This is a genomic window from Microcoleus sp. D2_18a_B4 (assembly GCF_036702475.1).
Taxonomy (GTDB): Bacteria; Cyanobacteriota; Cyanobacteriia; order Cyanobacteriales; family Microcoleaceae; genus Microcoleus.
The window spans coordinates 34,930-57,931 of the sequence record NZ_JAUBTL010000006.1 but is presented as its reverse complement, the minus strand read 5'-3'; the positions used below and the strand labels follow the sequence as shown (position 1 = coordinate 57,931).

22 protein-coding genes are annotated in these 23,002 nt (G+C 45.6%); 5 read left to right on the top strand and 17 right to left on the bottom strand.

The features are described 5' to 3' along the window. Nucleotides 1-80: 80 nt before the first annotated feature. The 8 genes from QUB04_RS05410 to QUB04_RS05375 all read right to left on the bottom strand — a co-directional run bounded on the left by QUB04_RS05410 (nucleotide 81) and on the right by QUB04_RS05375 (nucleotide 11,324). On the bottom strand, nucleotides 81-1,271 hold the full coding sequence (locus QUB04_RS05410) for a tyrosine-type recombinase/integrase (protein ID WP_333281923.1): 1,191 nt from the start codon (nucleotides 1,269-1,271) through the stop codon (nucleotides 81-83). A gap of 639 nt (nucleotides 1,272-1,910) precedes the next feature. Continuing rightward, nucleotides 1,911-3,824: an aminopeptidase P family protein gene (locus QUB04_RS05405; protein ID WP_333281920.1), complete on the bottom strand. Its 1,914-nt coding sequence runs from the start codon at nucleotides 3,822-3,824 to the stop codon at nucleotides 1,911-1,913. A gap of 16 nt (nucleotides 3,825-3,840) precedes the next feature. Next, nucleotides 3,841-5,010, bottom strand: a complete 1,170-nt coding sequence (locus QUB04_RS05400) for a pyridoxal phosphate-dependent aminotransferase (protein WP_333282213.1) — start codon at nucleotides 5,008-5,010, stop codon at nucleotides 3,841-3,843. 88 nt (nucleotides 5,011-5,098) lie between these two features. Beyond that, entirely contained in the window at nucleotides 5,099-8,140 is a 3,042-nt protein-coding gene (locus tag QUB04_RS05395; RefSeq protein ID WP_333281917.1) for an SMC family ATPase, read from the bottom strand. 247 nt (nucleotides 8,141-8,387) lie between these two features. Then, nucleotides 8,388-9,563: an exonuclease SbcCD subunit D gene (locus QUB04_RS05390; RefSeq protein WP_333281914.1), complete on the bottom strand. Its 1,176-nt coding sequence runs from the start codon at nucleotides 9,561-9,563 to the stop codon at nucleotides 8,388-8,390. Between the two features lie 43 nt (nucleotides 9,564-9,606). Then, entirely contained in the window at nucleotides 9,607-9,948 is a 342-nt protein-coding gene (locus tag QUB04_RS05385; RefSeq protein ID WP_333039224.1) for a DUF5615 family PIN-like protein, read from the bottom strand. A 3-nt stretch (nucleotides 9,949-9,951) separates the two neighbouring features. Beyond that, nucleotides 9,952-10,278: a DUF433 domain-containing protein gene (locus QUB04_RS05380; RefSeq protein ID WP_333281911.1), complete on the bottom strand. Its 327-nt coding sequence runs from the start codon at nucleotides 10,276-10,278 to the stop codon at nucleotides 9,952-9,954. Nucleotides 10,279-10,430: 152 nt separating this feature from the next. After that, complete coding sequence (locus QUB04_RS05375; protein ID WP_333281907.1) at nucleotides 10,431-11,324, bottom strand: ion channel; 894 nt, start codon at nucleotides 11,322-11,324, stop codon at nucleotides 10,431-10,433. Between the two features lie 112 nt (nucleotides 11,325-11,436). Here QUB04_RS05375 and QUB04_RS05370 point away from each other — a divergent pair, with 112 nt between their 5' ends. After that, nucleotides 11,437-11,757, top strand: coding sequence for a hypothetical protein (locus QUB04_RS05370; RefSeq protein ID WP_333039230.1), 321 nt, complete (start codon nucleotides 11,437-11,439; stop codon nucleotides 11,755-11,757). Nucleotides 11,758-11,910: 153 nt separating this feature from the next. Here QUB04_RS05370 and QUB04_RS05365 read toward each other — a convergent pair whose 3' ends face one another. From QUB04_RS05365 to QUB04_RS05340, 6 genes are all read right to left on the bottom strand, one after another. Beyond that, nucleotides 11,911-12,111 (bottom strand): hypothetical protein, encoded by a 201-nt coding sequence (locus QUB04_RS05365; protein WP_333281904.1) that lies wholly within the window; start codon nucleotides 12,109-12,111, stop codon nucleotides 11,911-11,913. A gap of 74 nt (nucleotides 12,112-12,185) precedes the next feature. Next, complete coding sequence (locus QUB04_RS05360) at nucleotides 12,186-13,520, bottom strand: hypothetical protein (protein ID WP_333282210.1); 1,335 nt, start codon at nucleotides 13,518-13,520, stop codon at nucleotides 12,186-12,188. 693 nt (nucleotides 13,521-14,213) lie between these two features. Continuing rightward, complete coding sequence (locus tag QUB04_RS05355) at nucleotides 14,214-14,735, bottom strand: hypothetical protein (RefSeq protein WP_333281901.1); 522 nt, start codon at nucleotides 14,733-14,735, stop codon at nucleotides 14,214-14,216. Between the two features lie 287 nt (nucleotides 14,736-15,022). Continuing rightward, nucleotides 15,023-15,373 carry a hypothetical protein gene (locus QUB04_RS05350; RefSeq protein ID WP_333103107.1) on the bottom strand — a complete coding sequence of 117 codons (351 nt, stop codon included), beginning with the start codon at nucleotides 15,371-15,373 and terminating at the stop codon, nucleotides 15,023-15,025. Continuing rightward, complete coding sequence (locus QUB04_RS05345) at nucleotides 15,370-15,582, bottom strand: hypothetical protein (RefSeq protein ID WP_333281898.1); 213 nt, start codon at nucleotides 15,580-15,582, stop codon at nucleotides 15,370-15,372. Before QUB04_RS05345 ends, QUB04_RS05350 begins: the two co-directional genes overlap by 4 nt. 191 nt (nucleotides 15,583-15,773) lie before the next feature. After that, a complete protein-coding gene (locus tag QUB04_RS05340) occupies nucleotides 15,774-16,874 on the bottom strand; it encodes a saccharopine dehydrogenase NADP-binding domain-containing protein (RefSeq protein ID WP_333281895.1) in 1,101 nt (366 codons plus the stop codon). Between the two features lie 290 nt (nucleotides 16,875-17,164). On the opposite strand from QUB04_RS05340, the gene QUB04_RS05335 reads away from it, so the two are divergent. Then, nucleotides 17,165-17,293, top strand: a complete 129-nt coding sequence (locus QUB04_RS05335) for a hypothetical protein (RefSeq protein ID WP_333281892.1) — start codon at nucleotides 17,165-17,167, stop codon at nucleotides 17,291-17,293. A gap of 72 nt (nucleotides 17,294-17,365) precedes the next feature. Here QUB04_RS05335 and crtO read toward each other — a convergent pair whose 3' ends face one another. Further along, nucleotides 17,366-19,063 (bottom strand): beta-carotene ketolase CrtO, encoded by a 1,698-nt coding sequence (crtO, locus tag QUB04_RS05330; protein WP_333281889.1) that lies wholly within the window; start codon nucleotides 19,061-19,063, stop codon nucleotides 17,366-17,368. Between the two features lie 183 nt (nucleotides 19,064-19,246). Between crtO and QUB04_RS05325 the strand changes: the two genes are divergently transcribed. Beyond that, the gene (locus QUB04_RS05325; protein ID WP_333281886.1) at nucleotides 19,247-19,555 is read left to right on the top strand and encodes a hypothetical protein; all 309 of its coding nucleotides are present in this window, start codon (nucleotides 19,247-19,249) and stop codon (nucleotides 19,553-19,555) included. Nucleotides 19,556-19,703: 148 nt separating this feature from the next. On the opposite strand, the gene QUB04_RS05320 is transcribed toward QUB04_RS05325, so the two are convergent. Then, nucleotides 19,704-20,804: a tetratricopeptide repeat protein gene (locus QUB04_RS05320; RefSeq protein WP_333281883.1), complete on the bottom strand. Its 1,101-nt coding sequence runs from the start codon at nucleotides 20,802-20,804 to the stop codon at nucleotides 19,704-19,706. Between the two features lie 150 nt (nucleotides 20,805-20,954). Here QUB04_RS05320 and QUB04_RS05315 point away from each other — a divergent pair, with 150 nt between their 5' ends. Both QUB04_RS05315 and QUB04_RS05310 read left to right on the top strand, forming a co-directional pair. Further along, on the top strand, nucleotides 20,955-21,281 hold the full coding sequence (locus tag QUB04_RS05315; RefSeq protein ID WP_172184303.1) for a YbjQ family protein: 327 nt from the start codon (nucleotides 20,955-20,957) through the stop codon (nucleotides 21,279-21,281). Between the two features lie 263 nt (nucleotides 21,282-21,544). Then, nucleotides 21,545-22,168: a hypothetical protein gene (locus tag QUB04_RS05310; RefSeq protein WP_333281880.1), complete on the top strand. Its 624-nt coding sequence runs from the start codon at nucleotides 21,545-21,547 to the stop codon at nucleotides 22,166-22,168. Nucleotides 22,169-22,398: 230 nt separating this feature from the next. Here the strand turns inward: QUB04_RS05310 and QUB04_RS05305 are convergent. Next, a partial coding sequence (locus tag QUB04_RS05305) for a vitamin B12 dependent-methionine synthase activation domain-containing protein (protein ID WP_333281877.1) occupies nucleotides 22,399-23,002 on the bottom strand: 604 nt, incomplete at its 5' end.

The window sequence follows — 23,002 nt, the reverse complement described above, 5'->3', positions numbered from 1 at the left end:
AACCGTACCAACGCACATCAATGAAAAGGATAGAAGTTTTTCGCCTCTATCCTCTTGATTTTCTGTTTTATTTACGAGACTTACAACTCAGGTAATGTTAAATCCTTCTTAGCTGCTAGGTAGTGGTCGAGAATAACTTGAGGACTATTGCCTACCAGTGCTGCTACTGTAGATGGGTCATAACCATCCCGAATTAAGCGAGTGATGAATGAGTGCCGAAGGTTATAACAGGGTAGGTATTGGCTAATTTTTCCCGACTGGTACAGTTTGATTACTACAGGACGCCATTGGCGATTGAGAAAATTATCTTGATTCAGATATCCCCCCTCTACACTAGGAAAGATTAGATTATTTTCATTTTGACGTTTAGGAATGCGTCTTAAGAGGCTAAGAAGTTGGTCATTGCAAGGAAAAATTCGAGTATTGTAGGTTTTAGTATCCTTTAACTCTCCTTTTGAGTAGGCTTTGCTAACCACTATTACAGTCCTCCCCTTTCTTTCTTTGATATCATTCCAATTGAGAGCTATTGCTTCCTCTGGTCGGAAACCTGTTAAAGCTAGGAACTCTACATAACCAGAGTAGTAGGAATGAGAGTAAGCACTAGCAGGTGAACAGAATTCATTACTTGAGAATGACTGAATAATGCTTTTAACTTCTTCAGGCTCAAAGCATTCTTTAGAACGTTTACTTTTTTGTCCTTTAGGCAGTTGCTTTTTGAGATTGTGATAGGGATTATCACTGATTAATTTAGTCTCAACAGAATAGTTGCAGGCAGCATTGATGTTAGCAATTGCTTTTTTTAGGGTGCTGGAACTGTAATGCTCCAATAATTCCTGCAATAGTAAGTGAGGATTGTCAAGGTCAAGAGCTTCACTGGAAACTTTAGTTAAGCACCTCTCTACTTCTTTCCAGTCTTTTTTTTGAGTTGTTTTAGCTACTCGCTGTAGATTGGCTTCCTTGTAGTGTTCCCAAACATCAGCTAGATTAAGCTTAGTTACCCGTTGTACAGGTGCTAGTGCTTGTGCGTGTTTAGGGGAATATTTCGCTAGACTCTCATCGAAGCGTTCCATTAGGATATCGCTATTGATTTCTTGAGCCTTAGCACTGGCTACCTTGAGAGTAGTATCAGTGTCAGCTTTACCGACGGTTATCACGTAACGCTGACCATTGAACCGCCAGCGAATACGATAGCTACCTTGGAATCGCTCTACCGACACCTTACCGTACTTAGCTACTACACCATCTTTAGTGTTATCCTGGTTGATGAACATGATTTTGGGTATGGGTAAATTTCATACCCGCCTCATACCCAGTTTCTTGGACAGAGGGTATCTAGTAAAGCTTCCAGGCGTTTGTTTACCTTAAAAGTAGTTAAAGCTACCTGATTTGTAATCAGCCTGTCGCAGGTTCAAATCCTGTCACCAGCTTTACTCTAAATGCTCTAAATGTTTGTATCTTAAATCCCCGACTTCTCCAAGAATTCGGGGATTTTGGTATTCTGTTTTTTAAGAAATCAGGAGACTGCACGTGCTGTTTCCCTACAATATTACAATATTATTTTGGGGTAGGGACACCGCACTGTGCCCATTGGTGTCAACTTAAGCTGTCAGCCAGCCCAGCCCGTTAGTCAGCCCGCGAGTCCGCCAGGGAATGAATTCCCTGTCTAATAGCGAAAGTCCTCTTAAGAGGACTAAGCTGTTCTGCATTTAAATTGTCTGTCAAAAAACAATCTAACTCTTGTGGGGTGGGCGTCCCGCCCGCCCTGAATATGCAATTTAAAGGCGCGACAGCTTAATGAGTTCTTCAGTCCTCTTAAGAGGACTTTCGCTTTGAGACAGGGGTTTCAACCCCTGTCGGACTTTCGGTTTGACCTTAAGTTGACATCTATGAGCATTGCAGTGTCCTCGGTATCATTCCGGTGCAACCGGAATTGATATCACACAGGGTGCGGCGGCTTTTTTCAACCATTCAATTGCTGCTGCATCAAGTACGGGTTCCAGTTTCTCGACTACAGCAGCATGATAATTATTCAACCATGCTAGTTGAGTCTTTGACAGCCGATCGACATCAATCAATTTTTTGTCAAACGGAATATACGTCAGCGATTCAAATCCGTACCAAACCGAACCGTTTTTTGATGGCATTTCCCTGACAACATAGAGATTTTCGATGCGAATTCCGCCCCATCCTGGTTCGTAATATCCCGGTTCGATGCTCGTTACCATTCCGGCTTCTAGGGGATACTGCACAGATTTGCTGATGCCGTTTGGCCCTTCGTGACCGGCTAAAAACGCGCCGACTCCGTGCCCTGTACCGTGCCCGTAGTCTAGCTGTTCTTGCCATAATACCGCACGGGCGATCGCATCTAATTGCGCTCCCGTTGTTCCTTTGGGGAATTGCTGCATTGCACAGTTGATGTGCGCGATTAAGACTGTTGTGTAGTGTTCTATTTGTAGCGCCGTCGGTTCTCCGATACTTACTGTTCTCGTATCGTCGGTTGTACCTGCTAAATATTGCGCTCCTGAGTCAAGCAGCAGCAATTCCCCCGGTTTTAACGTTATTTCAGGGCTGGGGGTTCCGTAATGTACGATCGAGCTATTGGCTCCCGCACCGGCGATCGTTCTAAAAGTTAAAGTCTGAAAATCTGTTTCTTGCTGGTAAAAATGTTCGATGCTTTCTTTGACATCAAACTCGGTAACTACCTTACCATTTTCTAGCTGTTCTGTCAACCACTTTAAAGCCAAAGTTTTCGCTCGACTTGCTTTAAAATTGGCTGATTTCATCTGCTCAATTTCTACGGGATTTTTGCGAGCTTTCATCCCTTCTACCGGATGTGCCTTAAAAACTATTTCGATGTTGTAAAACTGCGCTTCTTGATGGTTTAATATTAACTGGTACGTGCCTGCTGTGCTGTGTTTCGGGTCTAAAAGTACCCGAACTTTATGTGGCAAATTTACGCAAGTTTCTAATGTATGCGGATAGTCGCCGTAGGGAAGCAAAGTTACATCCTCCCGCAATTCTTGCTTGATTTCTAGCGAAATTCGTTCAGGATTTGTAAACAAAAACGCTGCATCTGTGGTGACAATGGCATAGGATATGAAAATGGGAATGTGGGGAATATCCGAGCCTCGGAGATTGAACAGCCACGCTATTTGATTCAGGTTGGTAATCGGAAGCACATCGATATTGGCTTTTTGCATCGCTTCCCTGACTCTGGCTAATTTTTCGGCGGCGGTTTCTCCTGTCAGGGATGCAGGTAAGCTAAATATGGGCTCTGCATCAATCGCGGGTAAAGTCTCTGCTGTTTGCCAAGGAGTTTGCGATCGCACTTTGTCTGTCAAGTTCTCCCGGATTGGTATAAGATCAATCTCCGCATTTGCAAATTTTTTCACCCAATTTTGATATTGCTCTGTCGCTACAGTAAACGGGTCAAAACCCATGCGAATTTTCCTTGATTTTTCTGCCGATTCTACAGCCAGTTTTTCTAAAGTTTCAATTAAGGTTAAATTTCCTTCTAAGCCCTGTTTCGATATTTGAATAATTCCACTATCGACTTGCAATTCGGCTTGTTCGTAATAGCGGGAATCCACAAACAACCAAGCGGAATCTTTGCCAACCAACAAATCGCCGGCGGAACCCGTAAAACCGCACATCCAAGCTCGTCGCTGCTTAGCTGCTGGAACTGATAAATTTAAGTGTTCGTCAACCGCTGGGATGTAATAGCAATCTAACTCGTAATCGACCATCAAATCGCGCAAGTCGGCCAGTTTGGCAGCGGAGGTATCTTGGATATTTGTATTTGCTTTTAAGTTCGTGGCAACCATTTTTAATTTTCCTATTTTACTTGTTTAAAATTGTCTTCAAACCTTTAACTAATCTCCTAATACCTGCGGTGGCGGTTGCTTTTTCCAAAGCACCGTAAGCAACGCGCAAATAGCAGCCGCTATCCATGCCAAAGGTTGTACCGGGAAGCACTGCTACGTGATATTCGCGAATTAATTGTTCTACTAATTCCATTGTATCGAGTTCAGTATCAACTTTCAAGAAAAAGTAGAAAGCTCCAGCGGCTGGGGAAATTGTACACAAGTTTTGGATGGTATTGAGTTCGTCTAATACGAGTTGGCGCACGGATGCGATCGCCCTTACATAATTATCGCAGTAACCTCTACCAACTTGCAAGGCTCCCAAGGCTGCATACTGAGAAATTACGGGCGGACAAATTAAGATGGTATCTTGAATCTTTCTCACAGAAACGAGCAAGTGTTCTGGGATTACCATATACCCGATCCGCCAACTCGCAAAACCGTAGGCTTTGGAGAGGCTAAACAGAGAAATTGTATGTTCGCTGCTGTTGGGAAAAGCGGCTGGCGAACAGTGTTTGACCCCGTTATAAGTAAAATATTCGTAGGCTTCATCGCTGATGTGATATATGTTGTGCTGGCGACAAATTTCGTTAACTTCCCGGAGTGCTTCGATTGAATAAACAACACCAGTGGGATTATTTGGTGAAATGGTAACTATGGCTCGCGTTTTGTCAGTAATTGCTTTTTTTATAGCATCGATATTAAGTTGATAGTTGGCGTCGGTTTCTACTATCACTGGTCGGCAACTTGCCATAATTGCTGCCATTTCGTGGTTGAAGTAATAAGGGGATTGAATAATAACTTCGTCTCCCGCAGAAGTGATGGCGAGAATAGCGTTGGTAAATCCCATGTTGCTGCCTGCGGTAACGACAATGCAGTTTTTGCTATTAATCTCTATGTCGTTATCTGTTTTTAGTTTGGCTGCGATTGCATCCTGTAATTGTGGAATTCCTTCGACGGCTTTGTATTTGTGATTGTCGGGATTTGCGAAGAATTCGGGGATTTTTTCAAATGATTCTTGTGGCGGATTGTAGTAAACTACGCCTTGTCCTAAAGATATCGTTCCCGGATTTTGGCGAATGAGTTCGCCAACTACTGGAATTATGGGCGACTGTACCGATTGCATTCGGGTCGCGTGATTTTTCATCATATATTATAGGTAATTGTAGGGGCAGATTTAGTGATAATGTACGTCCTTAAGCAAGTTTACTATTTCATGCACGCGCCTCTCCACTTCAGGATCTATGTAGTTCTATTTTAGAACCTTGCGGCGACTTAAACACTTTAACTTGTGCGGGCAATCTTTCGCCTAATTCTCGAACGTGGGTAATCACTCCAATCAGCCTGTCTCGCTGTCGCAAAGATTCTAAAATTTGAGTAACGCTTTCGAGAGTTTCGGTATCTAAAGTACCAAATCCTTCATCGAGAAACAAGCTGCCCAAGTGAGCTCCTTGAGACAGTTTTTCTGACAAAGCTAAAGCCATTGATAAGGAAGTGGCAAAGGTTTCGCCGCCGGAAAGGGTTCGCACTCGTCTAGCTTCCCCGCCGTTCCAATTATCTGCTACCCAGTATTCGCCGTCTTGGTTTTTTAGTTTGTAGCGATTTTCGGTTAATTCTTGCAAAATTAATGTGGCGCTGCCGACTAATTCTGCTTCTAAATGTTCTAAAATGTAGGATTGAAATTCGTTGGATTTGAGATTCTGCGCTAAGGTGTGATAAGTTTGCTCTTGTTCTGTGAAATTTGTGATTTGCTGTGATAGTCTTTCGGCTTGTTCGAGATTTTGGGCTGCTACTTGAATCCAAGCTAAAAGTTCGGCGCGGTTGTTGTTTGCTTGTTTGAGGTTTTCTTGGGCAGTATGTTTTGCCGATCGCACTTGTGCTAAAGTATTTTCATCGGTAGTTCTGCCTGCGATCGCCTCGCTCAAATCTTTTGCCCGCGTCTCTAACTGAATTTTTGATTCGCGGTGAGAGCGAATAGCATTTTCCCATTCTGATTGTTCCTTAACTGTCGCAACCGCTGCTAAAAATGTCTCTTCTGTGAAATCAGCCGCCGTTAATTTTGCTGACCAATCCAGGTTTAGCTGCTGTTTATGAGCCTGGGCTTCCCCAAAAGCCTCTCCAGCTTGTTGCTCTCTCTGTGCTGCTTGAATAACCTTATTTTGAGCAGTTTGATATGATTGCTCGGCAACTTTCAGCAGATTTGCCAAGTCTTGCTTGTCTTGTTCTAAGGCTTTGGCTAAATTAGGATAAGGTTGATATTCCGTAATTTTATAAAGCGCATTTACACAAATTTGCAATTGCTGGTGCCTGCGGTCTGATTCGGCGATCGCATCTTGATATTCTTGCTGTTTAGCTGCTTGAGTCGCCACAGCAAAATTTAATCTTTGCTGAAAATTATCATATTCCAATGATGCCAGTTGGAACTGCTGCTCGGTTTCGCGGTATTGGCGATCGCTCTCTTTAAGGATTGCCAACTCCTGCTGCAACCCCAAGCTTTCCCACTGAGGATTTTCCAGAACTTGAGTGATTTGCTGCTGCAATTCGGCAACTCTATTCGCAGTTAATTCGAGCATTTGAGCAATTTCCGACTCTTTTTGCTGGCAAGCTGAAGCTGTACTTTTTGCCTCAGCCGCCAACCTTTGAGCATCTTGAAAAAGCTGATTTGCCGCCGCCAATTTCCGTCGCAAACCAGCGACATCGACAATATTAGAATCTGGCAAAGGAGGCAGACTCTCGCTCTCAGGATGCACCCCCCCGCACACCGGGCAAGTATCGCCAGAATTCAGCGACATTCTGATAGCAGCCACACTCTCTAAACGTGCCGCTTCCGCATTAGCGGTTTCCGCCACTTCTAACTCGCGGGCGCACTCTTTTAGCCTGAGTTCAACGGCTTCTAAATTAGTGGTAGCCTTCACATAATTTTGTTGAGCTTTTTCCTTATCTGCCAGAGATTTATCCAACTGTTCTTGCTGAGTCTTTTGCTGCTTGGTAATTAGCTGAAGTTCCATCAATAAGGGTGAAATTTGCTGCAATTGCTCTAAACGCTTTCCTCCCCGCGCATACTGTTCGAGCTGTGCCGCTGCTTGAGTAACTCGAAAACCTGCACCTTGAATTTTAGTGTTAGCAGCTTGCAGGTCTTTATCGGCTGCCATAAAAAGGCGGAGTTTTTCCTGTTGAATTTTTTGGGCAAGCGCCACTTCTTTTTCTAATTGAGCGCGCTGTTCTTCATATACTTTAGCAGTAGCTAGAGCATCTTCGCGAGCCTTAATTTGTGGCGCTAGCACCTCTTCTTTGGCTTTTGCCGCGTCAAGTTGCTGCTGCTCTACTGCCAGCTCAGAGCGAGCTTTAATTAACTGCTTTCGCGCTGCCACCGAGGCACTTTCGGCAGTTTCATACTGACTGCGAGCCGATCGCACTAAAGCCCAATCTCCCTGTAAATGATTGGCAGCTTGCGCTCTTTCTAAACGCTGTGCTAAAATTGCAACCTCAGCAGAATTAGCATTTAATTGGGTCAGTTGTTGTTGCAGCTCTTGCCAGCGAGCGATTTGCGAAAATAGCTGTTCCTCTTCATCTAGAGCCTTCTGAGCTTTCATAACAGCGCGATCGAAATCGGGCAACTGCTGTTCTAAAATCAAAAGTTGCGATCGTCTTTGATCCACCTCATCAGCCGTCGGCGCACTCAAATCCGCTAGCTGCCTTTCCACCATTTCCCGTTCCTGTTTCAGCAACTTTGCGAGTTCATTTGTTTCCTTCCGCATCTGCTCAAAAATCTCAAATCCTGCTAGCTGCCGCAAAATTTCCCGACGTTTAGATGTATCCCCTTTAATAAACTCATCAAACTTGCCTTGAGGCAGAACAATTGCTCGCGTAAAAGTATCAAAATCCATTCCTAAAATCTGTTCAATGGTATTTTGAACAGCCACGATACTCGTTCCCAAAGTTTCCCATTGACCATTTTGCCAGTTGTCCAAAATCACCTTATTTTCGGGAGATTTGGGACGAAAACGCCACCTTCGCGTCACCCGATACTGTGCCGAACCCACAGCAAAACGCAACTGCACTTTTAAATTTTCGCTGCCTTGACTTGCCAAATCACTTACTTGTTTGCCGCTGCGAGTAGTCGTGCCAAAAAGAGCGTAAGTCATGGCATCTAGCAGTGAAGATTTGCCCGCACCTGTAGCACCAGTAATTGCAAACAAATCGAGTTGAGAAAAATCTAAACGCTGTTCCCGGTGGAAGCTGGTAAATCCTTCGAGAATAAGTTCGAGTGGACGCATACTGATTTTAAATTTTAGATGGTGGATTTCTATTACTCTTTACCAGGCTCTGCCTGGTAAAGCAGATCCGGAGGCTCTGCCTCGAATTTTCCTATTTAAGCGCGAGGCAGAGCCTCTGGATATTGGTTCCCAGACGGAGCCTGGGAACCAGTTATTGTATCTTTTCCTATTTAAGCGCGAGGCAGAGCCTCTGGATATTGGTTCCCAGACGGAGCCTGGGAACCAGTTATTGTATCTTTTTACGCATTTAATTATTAACTGTTTCCTTAAACTTCTTGTACAAGTTTTGAAATTCCTCCAATACTGCCGGTTTCGGTGTCGTTCCCAATCGGTTTTGATAATAGTTGCAAAACTCTGCTGCCGGATCGAAATTATTGGGATCGATATTAGTTATTTCTGTTGCTTCTAGCGCTGCATCTGGATAGCGCGGTTCAATTAACAGCGCTTGGGAACAGATTTGGCGCACTCGATCGGCAAGCCCGATTTGCGGACTGTCCAGTTCGACAATTACTTTCAAGAAACCCGGATGATACTGATGAGCTTGTAAAGTTTCATCGAGATTGTCGTTATGACATTTAAGCACTTTTAACGGCTTGTGGCAAGCCACAGGCTTAAATTCCACCTTTGCCGGACTTCCCGGCTCCACTTCTATCAAGCAAAATCCTTTTTCCTGTTCCGCTTCTCCAAAATCTAACTGAATCAAAGAACCCGAATAATAAGCGGGAGAAGTCTCAGAAATCCGCTGGTGAATGTGGATATGTCCGAGGGCAACATACTGAGCTTCCGGCGGCAGAGTTTGCGATGAGAGCAGGTATTTTTCTCGCGTGTAATAAGCGACTTCGGATTTGGCCAATCGAGCACCGTCAATGCTCATGTGTCCCATGAGAATATTGACAGTATTGTCTCTAAACTCTCTGGTTAAATCTTCGAGTAAATATGCTACGATTTCGCGGTAATCTTTTCGGCGATCGGCATCGCCAGACTGCCAGAGAGAATTAGCATCTAATAGTCTTTGTTCGGAAGCAAAAGGCATCGCTCCCACACAAAGTTTACCGCTTTTTGTATTAAGAGTAATTGTGCCACCGTCGGCGGAAAGCCTGGGTTTGCCTAAAGCGCGCACACCGGCGAGGGAAAGCAATTGCGCGATGCTGTCGATGCGGGATGCGGAATCGTGATTACCGGCGATCGCAATTGCGGGAATTCCTGCTGCTTGGAGTTCGCAGAAAAAGTTATAAGCAATGCGTTCGGCGTAAGCGGGAGGGTTGGGTACGTCGAAAATGTCGCCGGCAACGAGCACAGCATCGACATCCAAGGCTTTTGCTTGCTTCAAAATCTGTTCGAGGGCGATCGCAATTTCAAAAGTGCGATCGATCCCTCGAAAACGTCGCCCTAAATGCCAGTCAGCAGTATGAATTATTCGCATAGTATAAGTGAATTTCAGACTCGATGTATTCTATCACTTATATTCAGTCCGACGGACGGTTAACTCGAATCAGCATACCTCTCAAAGTTTCCAGATTAGAAATAGCCTCATTAATCCGCGCCGCCAGCCGCTGCCAATTTTGATCGCTCGTGCATACAATAATCCCATTATGGTCAGAACTTAACCTGTGCAGTCGAATAAAATCTGGTCGGTTTAGTGTCACAATGGCGCGATTCGTGCTAACAGCAAAAGCTAGAACTTCTTCATCAGGAATCTTTTGATTAGCCTTCCCCGCTTCTTGAACTGTAAGGACATCATGCCCAAAATTACGCAGTATTTTTACGACCGGAAGAGGGTATTGTTCATCTGCATAAATACGCGCCACAGTTTATGCCTCTTCTTGTTCTCTAATTGCTCGGTCTATCTCATCCACGTGTGCCTCAGCATAAGCAAAACCATTTACTAAATCGGCAGCACTGAGATCGGGATGACCTTCTAAAATATGAGCATCGCTAGCACCTTGACGCCGATAACTTATCAACAGCCAAACAGGAATCCGCGTTTGTCGGATACAGGCTTCGCCACCCATTACACCAGGAGTCTTTTGAATTCCCGACCAAAAATTGCTTAAACTTTGAGCTAGTAATTGTATAGCTTGAGCTTTTTCTTCGGAACTTAATGCAAGGAGTTGCGGTTGTAATTCTTTTAGTGTCATATTCGTTATTCGTACTAAGTAGTAAACACATATAATTTGGATCACTCCTCAAACTATTTTAGCACTTACCATCCCAAATTGTATTCAATATATTTCCTTACTAATCCTAGCGTACTGCACACCAAACTCGATAAAAATGTAACTCCAAACTTTCATTCCACCGGCTTCACATCGTGAAACCGAGTATAATCAACCACCCGCCCTCCCGTCGCCGATTTCAAAAGAATATCTACAAACCGCATATTCCACATAATTTCAGAGGCCACAAAAGAATGTCGCGCATGAATAGTTTGCGAAACAGTTTCGTCAATTCCTGTTAACGTAATTACAAGTTCCGCTTGCTGTTCCATCAAGTCTTGGGCAGTAAGTTGGTACAAAGGACTGCTCTCCTCAATTGCGTGCATAACCGTCCAAGTTAATGCAAAAACGGGAGAGTGACTTCGCACCAATTGCAAATCGTAAAAACGCCGCATAAATTCTCCTTCCGGTGTTACCTCGTCACGGATCAAAGTAGCTCGCTGCTGCGCTTCTAAAATTTGGTTAAAACGCTGATTTGCCGTGCGGTACATCAGAGTCGGAACGCCGTTGAAAGGAGCGATCACAGCTACCCGGCTGAAGATAACTCTCGCTGTTGGTCGAGAAAATCTCGAAAAAGCCAGTCCCGTCACCATCGCCACTCCCCACAAACCAAAAAGCGCTTGAATCGCGACTATAGTATTAGCGTAATCCGTGCGCGGATACATAGAGCCGTAGCCGATCGTCGCCATTGTTTGCACGCTGAAATAAAAGGCATCTGGGAAAGAACCCGGTCGCGCGTTAGCAATGCAATCTCCTCCCGCCAAGTAAGCTAAGGCAAATAAAGAATTCGTGACTGTATAGGAGAGACAAATCAGCATAAAAAATCGCGGCCAAGAAAGAGTTAGCAGCCTGTGGTAGAGGTCGGCAAAATGCAGGCGAGGTACTCCCAACTTGACAATATTTAAGGGCAATTGTCCTTTGCGACTGACTAAACGAGCCTGTGGCTGGTGGTTGCGGTTGATTTTCATTGCGATTTGTAACTGCGGCTGTTTCAATTTGTAACTATTGCTTTGACCGGGAAAACTTATCCTTTAGACTGATGTCTGATTCCAAAAATTCGGATAAAAGCGGAGTTTAGAAATGGTTGAGCTTAACTGGCATGACTATCTCGTTATGGTTTCTTTTGTGGCTTCTATTGCGGGTCTAGTCCTGCTGGGTGATAATCGCAACTCGCAGCCAACGGACGATCGCACTTTGAGCGAAGAAATCCTAATCAAGATGAGCTTTACTTACTGGATAGTGTACTGCATCTCTTTTTTCGGGCTAAAACTTCACCTACCAGAGGATAGCTGGTTATTGCTCAGTTTGAAGCTGACTACGGTTCTTTCTTACTTGTTGACTGCTTCTAGCATACTCAGCCTGCCGCTGCAACGCATGGCTGTCCGACGAGTTGAAGATTAACAAAAGGTGTTTGTAGTGAGGACTTCAGTTCTTTCGATCGCGGTGAAGAAAAACTAAAGTCCTGACTGCAAAGCTATTTGAGTTATTTTACCAGAAACAAGATAACTGCTAGCGGCAAGCTTGTTTAATTGTTTATTATCTGAGGGATGCAGACTAACGCGCCCAAAATGGCTGCGGTCGATCGCACTCGCACTTGAAATTGCCCTTCTCTTCCTGCTTTCCCTTGGCTGCGGCAATCTCAGAAAATATCCTCATGCTGCACGTAATCAGACCTTGGGCACTTTGCAGCGGTGAACTCACCCTTAAAGCAGATCGAGTATCCGTTGGCGAAGCCGGTGCGTTAGTGCATAGCATGAGGCGGAGTTTGTGACGCGCCTACACTGTATGCCATAGCATAGCGTGTAGGAGTATGCCACGAACTTAGTTGCTTAGGATTTAAAGCCTTTAGAGCTTTTCTTTTTATCCTGGGGTTTGGACTTTGACTTATTAACTTCGCCTAAAGCTTCCTGAAATAAGTTGTGCAGGTGCACGGGAACGCTGGCAATTTCCGGGAGTTCGGGTTCTAAGGGTTTTTTAAACTCTTGCAGCAAGGCATCTAAATCGCGATCGAGCTGAAAGTCTGTACGTTGCAATACAGTTTGCAAAATTTGTTCTAATTTCGCTGGATTAACTTTAGCTAACCGTTGCCAAATCCAGACATTAATTGCAGGATCTTCTAGATAGTTACGCACCAGCTTCTCGTAACCGGGAACGGTTGAAAAGTCTTCGGCTGCTAGCAGTGCAGTAAATTGAGCGTAAGTAGACAAAAAGGTTTGTCCCCAGCGAGGATGAGAAAGTGCTGTCACCTGTTCGGCTTTCTTGAAGCGATCGGGCAATTCGACTTTGGGCATTACCATTTTTGAACTAGCATTGCTGTCGAGCATTACCTCAACTGCTTTAGCATCAGCACCTGCAGCCGCGATTGCTGCTGCTTTGACTTCTTCTCGATCGACTCCGGCATCTTCAACGATCTCCGCCAGAGATTTACTTCCATCAACGCCCATATCAGCTAGGCGTTTTTTAGTGATAAATTCCTGAAATTCAGCCAACTGTTTATTGAGGTGATATCCCGATAGCGTCAATTCCTCACTGCCAAAAAATTCGGTAAAATCTTCGTGGTAGTGTTCTACCGACTGCCAAGCTTGCTCTAACAATTCCGGCGCATCGCTGTACAGGTTATTTTTCTGATTTTGCTTGAAATTGCCGATCGCCACCGCCAACTTCGGCTTACCCAATTTCCCCATCAGGATGGGAGAGCTCGAAAGTATCCACCAGTCATCGGTAAGGGGAGAAATCCGAGCCCGCAAGATTTCTCCTAACTTAAAGCGAGACATTTCTGCAAGAAAATTAGGACTGTTGGGCTTGACAACGTAGTGCTTTGCCGTCAGCCAGTTCATCAGTTCAAACCTGTCGGGGAAAAGTTGAGTGATTTCAAATAAGCCAGCGAAGCTTCTGTGCTCCCAACTTTCCAGCAAGCTACGATCGCTCTCGGTTAAATCCGGCTGACTTTCGACAAATAGGTCGATCGGCGTTTTGTCTCCGACTTTACCTTCGACTGTAAAACTGTCAATCACTTGATTTTGCTGAGCAATATCGTAGCGCTCGCCGGTCGATCGAGCTGCAGCATAAGCTTCCAAAGCTACCGCCAACTCTCCCTCAGCATCCAGCACAAAGTCAATTAAATTTTGCTTGAGTGTCCAAGCTCTTTCCAACATTTCATCCACAAGTAATACCAATTTTGAATGAGAGGATTTAGATTTTTAACAATTATCGGACTTGAAGCCACCGACGCTTTACGATCCGGCTGCGATTGAAGAAAGCGCATCGCGAACAATGACAGAAATATGCAATCGATGCCTCAGTCCTGAATTAGTTTAATTTTAAGGCTAATAGTCAAAAAAAAATGCCCATCTCCAACCGAAGCATCCCGATTTTGTAAAAAGCGTTTATTACGAGTGCGATCGTCCCGCAAAGCTTTGCCTATACATCTGGCTTAGGAGCCCGAATTAAATAACTTACAATTTTAATTGTTATGGTGGGATGGGCGTCCCGCCCGTCCAAAAATGGCGGGCTCTTAGGCCCAACCCCTACTCCCCACTTTCAAGAGTGTAAGTTATTTAATTCTCATTCCTTAGTGCTCTCACAGCCAACACTCCTGTGAAAGAAAAATCGTGCTGAAAAATGCGATTTCAACTTAAGCTAAAAATACCCCTCTCCGATGTAGAGAGGGGCTGAAAATCCCCAAAAACTTCGCTAATCTCGCGTTGAAAACTGTGCAACCTATCAACAACAGTCCAAGACGCAGCCACCGGGTTTTTTTATCAAAACACTTGCCTGCATTCCGGTACCCGGCTAAAAATAATCAGAACGCTTGAGTTTGTGTGTCTGCAAGACTGAGAAATACTTGGCGTAAGCTCTTAGCGGCCGTCTTTGTCAATGTCACCAGGAACAGCCCGTTCCACCCGATCCCAAGCGTCGCGCGTGGCGTGCTTAGCTTTTTCCCAATTCACATTAGACTTACCGCGATTTGTTTCGTAGTCGCGCTGCAAATCCGGTTCGATCTCGTGGTATTTCTTACCAGTAGCGCCATAGCGGCTGTATCCCTCATAACCAGTGCGGTATGCAGGCTGATAGTCTTCGTAAGTTGTGCTCGTGTCGGCGTAAGGACGGGAACTGTAGTTGCTTTGCCAGTAAGCATCTTCTACCGTGGGGTCGATCGCCTCGCCCACACCTTTGCCCACCAAACCGCCGCTAAACGAACCCACAACAGCGCCCACAACTGCTCCTACAGGCCCGCCGATGGCACCGCCGATCGCCGCACCCGCAGCACCCGCACTCGCCGCACCAATACCCGTTGCGACTGGATGAGCTCCCTTTTCCCCGGAAATCGGGTCTAGGTTAGCATCAGGTTCATGTACCGTTTTTTTGTCATCGCTCATGATATTTTTTTCCTTTTATCTAAATGTAACTATTATTAAATTTACCTTTTAAATTCATATCTATTCATCTGCCTTAAGGATGAACCTGCTAGCTGAAAAACGAGGGAAATGAGAAAATACTTCTCGACTCAAAAACGAGTTTTACACGCTACTCTCAAGCAATAAGGTGCGCCGAGGCGCACCCTAGATAATTATGTTCAACTGAGTTCTGAGATCGGCTCAATTGTGTACTCAGTGAAGCTGTGTATTTACCAGCAACTTGAGTTATATCTAAATCTCTTGATTAATTAGTTGCCCGTGACCTTTTCGATCAAATCTTCAGCTTTTTGAACTATGCCTTCTTGCGGGTGTTCTCCCTTGTACTCCTTTAAGCTTTCGTCGTAAGCTTTCTCGACCTTTGCAGGATTTTGAGAGGTTTTGACTATTTCTTCGTAAGCTGCTTGGGGATTGAGATCCTCGAAACTTTCTGCGGGGTCAGTAATTTTAGCTTCTGGCGGCGCCTGAGTTCTGTCTTGACCTGCGTAAGCAGCCTGACTGGGTACTACCGCTAGACTTAGCAGACCAATGAAAGCCAGCGTACATACCAGCAAAATGCTTTGGCTCAATGTTTGTCCGAGAGCTTTTAAAACCCGCTTCATATCAACTTCTCCTCGTATTTTTCCGCAAAAATTATGGTGTTTGTCGCCCCTTCACTGCGATCGCAGATTTGAAAATTTAGCGATCGGGGCAACTTTTGTTGCAAGTGCTGCACCCAGATACAGCGAAAAGGGAGATTTACCGTGTTGTGAAATATATTAAACGCCTGCTCGTTAACTTTACTTCTACCAAAAGATAGATTAGTTCTCACCGCTTCTCAATAGAAAATTCCTCACATCACGTACCATGCTCACTAACAGGCTAGGAGTGCCAGTTCCACAACAAATAAACTTTCTTGGATAACAGACCCCAAAGCCTGTTTATGAAAGGCTAATTGAGATTGCTACCCTATTTCAGTTATTCGCAACTGGAGAAACATTCCAACGGATTTAAAGCCAAAAGTTACAACCATTCTTGATTAATATCGAGGTTGCGACTCTGCATCGCTTGTTCAAATAGTTCGGTAGAAAGACCTTGCTCTACCGACCAAACGCCCGGTTTTTGCAGCTTTCCTTCTAACATTAATTGAGCTATGCTGCCAGTACCAATGCCCGTAGCGACTGCAGCACTGGGGTGTATCGCTGTCGAGCAAACTTTAGCGGGTTGACCGTTTTTGAGACCGATCACTTGCGATCGCACTGCCACACCAACCCCACTAAAACTATTAGTAACACTGGTCATCCCGTAACTGACGTAGGAGAGAAATTCAATCACGGAGTTATTTTTGAGCCAGCTAGTCGGCCAATACTTGGCAACAAACCAGGTAAGGTGATTGTAAAGGTCGGGAGACGTACCGAATTTAGTCACCACTGATTTGACGGGGAAAGTTTCGGGCAAAGTGATTGCTTCCGGCATATCGAACCAGTAAACCCCTGTTTTGCCATAGGGTGCGGGAAATTCAATTGTTTCGCGCTTGCTGTAGGGTTTTACTTGCTGCCAATTGCGATCGGCCCAAACCTCAAAAGGCGTTTGCAAGCCTAAAAAAGTAGTTCTCATGACGGTAACGCCCGCACCGCCAGAACCTCCGACAACATAACTCAAATGGATGTGTTCTGCTTCATCTAATTGTTCCACATCTCGGCGCACCATGCTATTAGACACACCTGGGAAAATCCCCGTATTAATAATAGCAGTAATCCCAGCATTTTTAGCGGCTTCGCGCAATTCTAAAGCCTTGCGAGTAAAACTGCGGCTGTCGCTGACATCAGTATAATTAACACCTGCTTCGATGCAAGTTTTCAGCACGCCGGCGTCTCGGTAGTGAAAAGGCCCCGCACAGTGAACGACAAGATTAGACTCTGAAACAGCTTTTTGCAGGGCTGCACTGTCCGCTAAATCAAAAGTTTGGTACTGCACCCGATCCGGCGGCAATCCCGACCCAATAGAGGCTTCAGAGTTGCGTCCGGTAACAGTAATTTCCGCGTCGGTATGGGTAACAAGGTCTTGGGCAACACTGCTGCCAATTCGTCCCCGCCCGCCGACAATCAAAACTCGGTTTGCCATCGCTAAAAAAAGGGTAACGCCATTTCTCAGTTTCTCAACTTGGGGCCGACGTTTTCATCCGCATAAAGTATGAATTGAGGAGAATGCGAGATGGTGGGGGATCGGCGGCGATCGCCCTGATATGCCGATGGGGAGCGACTTCTACCAGGGACTTGCCTGTTCTGCTTTCATTAGAGGTTTGGCTGCGACACTAAGTTTAAAAATGCCTTCAGCGTTAACTTGTTCTTCTAATATGGAGAATTTTATCGATAGAATATACTTTCTGATCCCCAAATATTTAAACAGATTTGATGAAACGCAAACCGTCGCCACCAAGCGCGAAAGATGCACAGGATTTAGAAAGGGTATTGAGGGCGATCGCCCGCCGTTTTCCCTTCACAGGGAATCAACCAGAAAAAATTATCGCACTCGCACACTGATCAACCAATACAAATAAACGCAGATGTGATTCATCTGCGTTTATCTGCGTTCATCTGCGGTTGCTAAAAATCTTACTTCTCATTACTCCGAAATACCGACTTACCCTTCGCTTTCAGAGTATTAGCCGCATCTGCCAAAGTCTGCGCGAAAGGCTGCTGCGAGTGCATGAAAACGCGAGCCGTATTGCGTCCCGGCATACCCGAAATCGATCCGCCCGGATGCGTTCCCGCCCCCGTCAGAAACAAACCATCGATCGGCGTTTTGTAATTCGCCAACTCCGGCAAAGGACGGAAAAATATCATCTGATCTAGCGTCATATCAACGTGATAATAATTTCCCTTCAAAGCGCCCAAACGCTCTCCCAATTCCGCCGGACTTTCCACGTGGCGGCCGATAATTGCATTTTTGATATTTGGCGCGTATTCTGCTAATTTATCGATGCAGCGATCGGCAACTTTGTTTTTCAGCTCATCCGTCCAACCCGTACCGTGCTGGCCGGTTCCTTCAGCATTTTCGATCATGTAAGGAGCAAAAAATTCAATCCAAGCCGTATGATGTCCGGGGGGAGCCATTGACGGGTCTAGTACCGTCGGAAACACTACATACATCGATGGGTCAGAGTCGGGGATTCTGCCGATTGAAGGCTCGCTGTGAGAAATTTCAACGTGTCTCACCGAGTCTGCAATTAAAACCGACCCGATTAAATATTCGTCCCGATGATTCCAGCGCTCGAATCTAGGCGCTTCATTTAGAGCTAAGTCTATTTTGAGAATAGTCTCGTTGTTGTTTACAATTTTGCGCTCCAATCTTTCCCGCAAATCCGGGTCAGCACTGTCAACATCGCTGGAGTCCATTAAGTGCAGAAACAAGCGCTTAGCATCAATATTAGAAATGACACCTTTTGTAGCGCGGTATTCCGTGCCGTTGGCAACTCGAACTCCCACAGCGCGACCGTCATCAACTAATATTTTCTCGACGTGCTGGTCGGTAAGTACCACACCCGAGTATTTTTTCACTACATTGAGCAGCGCTTGCACTAATGCACCCGTCCCTCCGCGCGGTCTTGCCATGCCGGGATTGTGTCTCATTGCCAGCATAATTGCGCCTACAGCCAGGGTTTTTTGCGAAGGAGGCGCGCCGAGTTCTGAGGCGAATCTTGCGAGGGGTGCTTTGATAAATTCCTCGTCAAACCACTCGTTTACAATGTCTTCAGCGCTGGTCAGCATCGTGCGAATAAAGTCCAGCGTTTTGTTGGGGGAACCGATGACTGACAATAAATCTTGGATCTTTGAAATATCGTAGTTGCCCAGAATATCTATGATGGATTTTGGTGGCGCATTAAACATCGGAACCATTGCACCTAAAGCCCGCTGCCAAAAGTCTGTATATTCGGCATACTTTTTAGCATCGCGCTCGTTGTAACGGGCAATTTCAGCACAAGTTTTTTCTACTGATTTGTGCGCTAAGAAATATTTGCCGTCGGGATGCGGACAAAAGGCAACTGGATCGCAGAAAAGATATTCTAAACCATGTTTTTCCAGTTCTAATTCTTCTACAACTGGCCCTAAATGGATAAATTCGTGGTCGATCGCGCACATATTGAATTTAAAATCCGGCAATTCGGGAATCGCAGCTTCAGTAGTTGCCGCGCCCCCGGGAACCGAACGTTTTTCTAACAACAGAACGGTATATCCAGCTTTCAGCAGATAAGAGGCACAGACGAGTCCGTTGTGACCTGCGCCTATGATAATGACATCATACGTTTGCATAGATGAAGCTCTGGGGATAAGATATTTTGCTCATTTTACAAATCTTAACAAGTTGACAGGCTCTACCAATAGAAATAGATTCATCTTAAGAGAGTAGTTTGAGCATCTTACAAAAGAGATAGCGTGTAGCAAATTTTTAACTGCGATCGCCCTGATTTTCTCTCTGATTTTAATAGCGATCACATGAATCCAAACGGGCGCCATTATCATACCCCATTTAGTCGCGTTTATCTGCGATTAACACAAAAGTTAAGCATCAACAATATCTGCCAGATCGAGCCGAGTTTTTTAAATGAAGGAAGAGGCAAGAGGCAAGAGGTAAGGGGAGCATCTCACCTTTGCAGCCCTCCGCTAGAAATTGGAGTTTTGAGGCAGGAGGCAGGAGGCAGGAGGAAGAAGGAAAGAGGAAGAAGGAAAGAGGAAGAAGGAAAGAGGAAGAAGGAAGGAGCCAGAAGAAGGAAGGAGCCAGAAGAAGTATTTTTACAAATATGAGATGCTCCCGATGTAAGAGGCAATAAAAAAAGTTTTGAGATTTTTTCCTTCCTGGCAACCCTGGGATTGGAAGGGTTAAGCCTTACAAAAATTACATCCTCAAAACTCAAAACTAATTACCAATTACCACTTAGTACCTTGAGAAATATTACTTTAGTTCCCGCAATGCCGCCTCAGCTTTTGTTGCACCATCATTGTTTCCTTGCTGGCGGTAAGTGTCGAGGGCTTGTTGAAAAGCTTCAATTGCTTCGGATTTGCGATCGCGCGCTTTGAGTGCCGTACCCATATTGTAATAAGCTTCTGCCCGGTTTGGATCGAGCTTAATCACTCGCCTAAAAGTGGCAATCGCTCCTAAAAAATCTTGTTTTTTCAGTTGAATTTTCCCGATTCCTGCGTGTGCTTCCACTAAATTCGGTCGCACCGCAATAGCCCGCTGATAAGCTACCAGCGCTCCGTCGAAGTCGTTTTGAGCCTGGAGAAGTTCGCCAATTTCTAGCTGCACTTCTGGATTCCGGGGCTCCAATTTGGCAGCTTCTTCAAAAGCTGCTAGCCCTTCGGAAGTATAGCCGGCACGCAGCAAAGCAGTACCTAATTTTAACTGGACACCGGCTTGTTTGGGAGCGAGTTCGGCTGCTTCTTGGAGCACGGTGACAGCACTAGCAAAATTTCCCTGCTGGATCAATACTAAGCCCATTGAAGAATAAGCTTGCCAATTTTTCGGATCGAGGGCGATCGCCTCTTGGTATGCTTTAAAAGAACCGCTGTAATCTTTTTGCTGAAAGAGTACCACTCCGAGACCGATCCGCGCATTGACATTTTTGCGATCGAGCGCAGCGGCGCGGCGGTAAGCTGTGGCTGCTGCGGGATAGTTTTGCAAATTCGCCATAGCATATCCTAATGCGTATTGGAAGTCAGCATTGTTCGGTTCCAGACCGATCGCTTGTTGGTAAAATTCTACTGAGGCTTGATAGTTGCCCTGACGCGCTTCTAAATAGCCAATACCCGAAAAAATGCGCGGGTTTTCCGTATCTAAACGTGCCGCTTCCTGATAAATGGCGATCGCCTTACTGTAGTCTCCTAAATCTACCAACTCGCGCCCTTGTCGCAGCAGAGCATCTAAATTTGAATCATTTTGAGGGTTGACTTGAACGACTGTTTCTGCTGAGAGCGCTATCTGCGGCGCTGCGACAGCCAATCCTGCTACTAGCAACGTACTGAATACCAAGAGACTTTGTTTGTACACGGCCATTTGTTTCAAAGAGTGTGTGGAATGGAAGAGCGAGTGGCTGTCACCTTGTTAAGCTGACAGCTTAGGGTTTACCAGGAATGTTTGAGCGGCGAGATGTAGTACATCTACAGAACAAGACCCACTCAAAATTTTCGCGATTGAGGCCAACTGATGATTGTAACAACAACTGATATCATCCAAGGAGCAGAAATTCAATCTTACCTGGGAATTGTAACTGCTGAGGTTGTCTACGGCACCAATGCCCTGCGAGACTTCTTCGCGGGCATTCGCGACATCATCGGCGGGCGCACCGGCAGTTACGAGGAAGTGTTTCTCAAAGGACAGCGAGATGCCCTCGCGGAACTGGAAAAACGGGCCCAGCGCCTCGGCGCCAATGCCGTAATCGGGGTGGAAGTTGACACCGGCACGATTAATGTAGACTCCAGCGGGGCTTTGCTGCTGATTACTGCCGTTGGAACCGCTGTAAGATTGCGTTAAGCTGTATTTTCTGTATACGTCCGCATTTCCTGTATACGTCCCCGAACTTTTCTAACGGGATAAAATAGTTATCAGTCATCAGTCATCAGTCATTAGCTAATAGCGGCTGGCGCGCGGGCTGATGACTTTTTCGTTTATTTCTTCAGACATAGAGACTGGTTATTTCCCCAGGCAGATATAGTTTCTATCAATCTCAGCCACAATCAATGCTTAGGTGAAAGATTGTTAAAAATTAAAGCAACTCTAAGAGGAAAAAAAAACCTATGTCATACGTAAATAGACCTGTAGATAACGTTGGTACCGAACCCGTGGTCGTAAATTCAGTGATGGAATACCACGATCGAGTACGTTGGGGTCCGATTTTTTCAGGTTTGGTAATTGCGATCGGCACACAACTGGTGTTAAGTGCATTGGGCGCTGCGATCGGCTTGAGCAACATTGCTAATTCAGGAGCTCCGCGCAGTATTTCAGGGGACGTGGGTGCTGGCGTCGGAATTTGGTCAATTATCAGTTTGTTAATTAGCTTGGCAGTTGGCGGTTGGGTAACTGCTCGCGCTTGCGGCCCGATGAATCGCAACACAGCGCTTTTGAACGGAGCAATTTTGTGGGCAACTACCTTAACAATTGGCTCTTGGCTGTTAGCAAATGGCGTGGCCGGTACTTTTGGCGTAATAGCTGCGAATGCGGGAGAAGCAATTAATCAAGCGCAGCAGGGCGGGGTCGATTTGCCGAACCGAGCACCTAACGTATCTGCTCAGGATACTCGCAATATCGCTGGTAATGCCGCGAAAGCTGGTTGGTCATTTTTGTTCGGCTCACTATTGGGTTTAGTTGCTTCGATGGTAGGAGCATCTGCCGGCGCCCGCACTCCCCGGAATTACTCATAAATGTTTCGTCAGATACGGAAATTTCATATTCATGAAAGCACTTTTGTTAAGGTGCTTTTTTGTTGGTTTCTCGTTCCCAGGTTCTACCTGGGAACGCATTTCTTGAGGCTCTGCCTCCAGGTTTTTAAATGGAGGCAGAGCCTCCGGCTCTTTGTTCCCAGGCAGAGCCTGGGAACGAGGAGAAGGAACGAGAAAAACGAGAGAAAGGTGCTTATAGCGCACCCTAGAAATTAAGCGGTGAAGTATTTGGCGGCTGGGTGATAGGTGATAATTGCGGTTGTTGATTGTTCGGGATAAAGTTGTTCGCTTTCATCCATGTAGAGGTTGATACGATCGCACTTTAACAATTCCAGTTGCTTGTACTGATCCGCCATGTTCGGACAAGCAGGATAGCCGAAACTGTACCGCGAACCGCGATATCTTTGCGCTAGCATATCGCGAATGTTGTCCGGTTCTTCGCTACCAAAGCCCAATTCCCGCCGAATTCGCGCGTGAGTCCATTCTGCTATTGCTTCCGCTGTCTGAACCGCTAATCCGTGAAAGTAGAGATAGTCGGTATATTGATTGTTAGCAAATAACTTTTGCGCGTACTCTGTAGCAATTTCTCCCACTGTGGCTACTTGCATCGGAAATACATCGATTTTACCGGATTCTTTGGGCGCGAAGAAGTCGGCAATGCACAGCCGGCGCGCCGATTTTTGGCGGGGAAATGTCAATGTTGCAGCCACAGGCAAGATGCCTGTGCCACTTTCTGTTCCAGCCACAGGCAAGATGCCTGTGCCACTTTCTGTTCCAGCCACAGGCAAGATGCCTGTGCCACTTTCTGTTCCAGCC

Coding starts and splice junctions, on each gene's coding strand:
- QUB04_RS05355 (WP_333281901.1), bottom strand. CDS start 14,735: ATGAGCGATGACAAAAAAACGGTACATGAACCTGATGCTAACCTAGAC.
- QUB04_RS05365 (WP_333281904.1), bottom strand. CDS start 12,111: ATGCTATGCACTAACGCACCGGCTTCGCCAACGGATACTCGATCTGCT.
- QUB04_RS05315 (WP_172184303.1), top strand. CDS start 20,955: ATGATTGTAACAACAACTGATATCATCCAAGGAGCAGAAATTCAATCT.
- QUB04_RS05405 (WP_333281920.1), bottom strand. CDS start 3,824: ATGGTTGCCACGAACTTAAAAGCAAATACAAATATCCAAGATACCTCC.
- QUB04_RS05395 (WP_333281917.1), bottom strand. CDS start 8,140: ATGCGTCCACTCGAACTTATTCTCGAAGGATTTACCAGCTTCCACCGG.
- QUB04_RS05410 (WP_333281923.1), bottom strand. CDS start 1,271: ATGTTCATCAACCAGGATAACACTAAAGATGGTGTAGTAGCTAAGTAC.
- QUB04_RS05320 (WP_333281883.1), bottom strand. CDS start 20,804: ATGGCCGTGTACAAACAAAGTCTCTTGGTATTCAGTACGTTGCTAGTA.
- QUB04_RS05310 (WP_333281880.1), top strand. CDS start 21,545: ATGTCATACGTAAATAGACCTGTAGATAACGTTGGTACCGAACCCGTG.
- QUB04_RS05375 (WP_333281907.1), bottom strand. CDS start 11,324: ATGAAAATCAACCGCAACCACCAGCCACAGGCTCGTTTAGTCAGTCGC.
- QUB04_RS05400 (WP_333282213.1), bottom strand. CDS start 5,010: ATGAAAAATCACGCGACCCGAATGCAATCGGTACAGTCGCCCATAATT.
- QUB04_RS05335 (WP_333281892.1), top strand. CDS start 17,165: ATGAAACGCAAACCGTCGCCACCAAGCGCGAAAGATGCACAGGATTTA.
- QUB04_RS05340 (WP_333281895.1), bottom strand. CDS start 16,874: ATGGCAAACCGAGTTTTGATTGTCGGCGGGCGGGGACGAATTGGCAGC.
- QUB04_RS05325 (WP_333281886.1), top strand. CDS start 19,247: ATGAATCCAAACGGGCGCCATTATCATACCCCATTTAGTCGCGTTTAT.
- QUB04_RS05370 (WP_333039230.1), top strand. CDS start 11,437: ATGGTTGAGCTTAACTGGCATGACTATCTCGTTATGGTTTCTTTTGTG.
- QUB04_RS05390 (WP_333281914.1), bottom strand. CDS start 9,563: ATGCGAATAATTCATACTGCTGACTGGCATTTAGGGCGACGTTTTCGA.
- crtO (WP_333281889.1), bottom strand. CDS start 19,063: ATGCAAACGTATGATGTCATTATCATAGGCGCAGGTCACAACGGACTC.
- QUB04_RS05380 (WP_333281911.1), bottom strand. CDS start 10,278: ATGACACTAAAAGAATTACAACCGCAACTCCTTGCATTAAGTTCCGAA.
- QUB04_RS05350 (WP_333103107.1), bottom strand. CDS start 15,373: ATGAAGCGGGTTTTAAAAGCTCTCGGACAAACATTGAGCCAAAGCATT.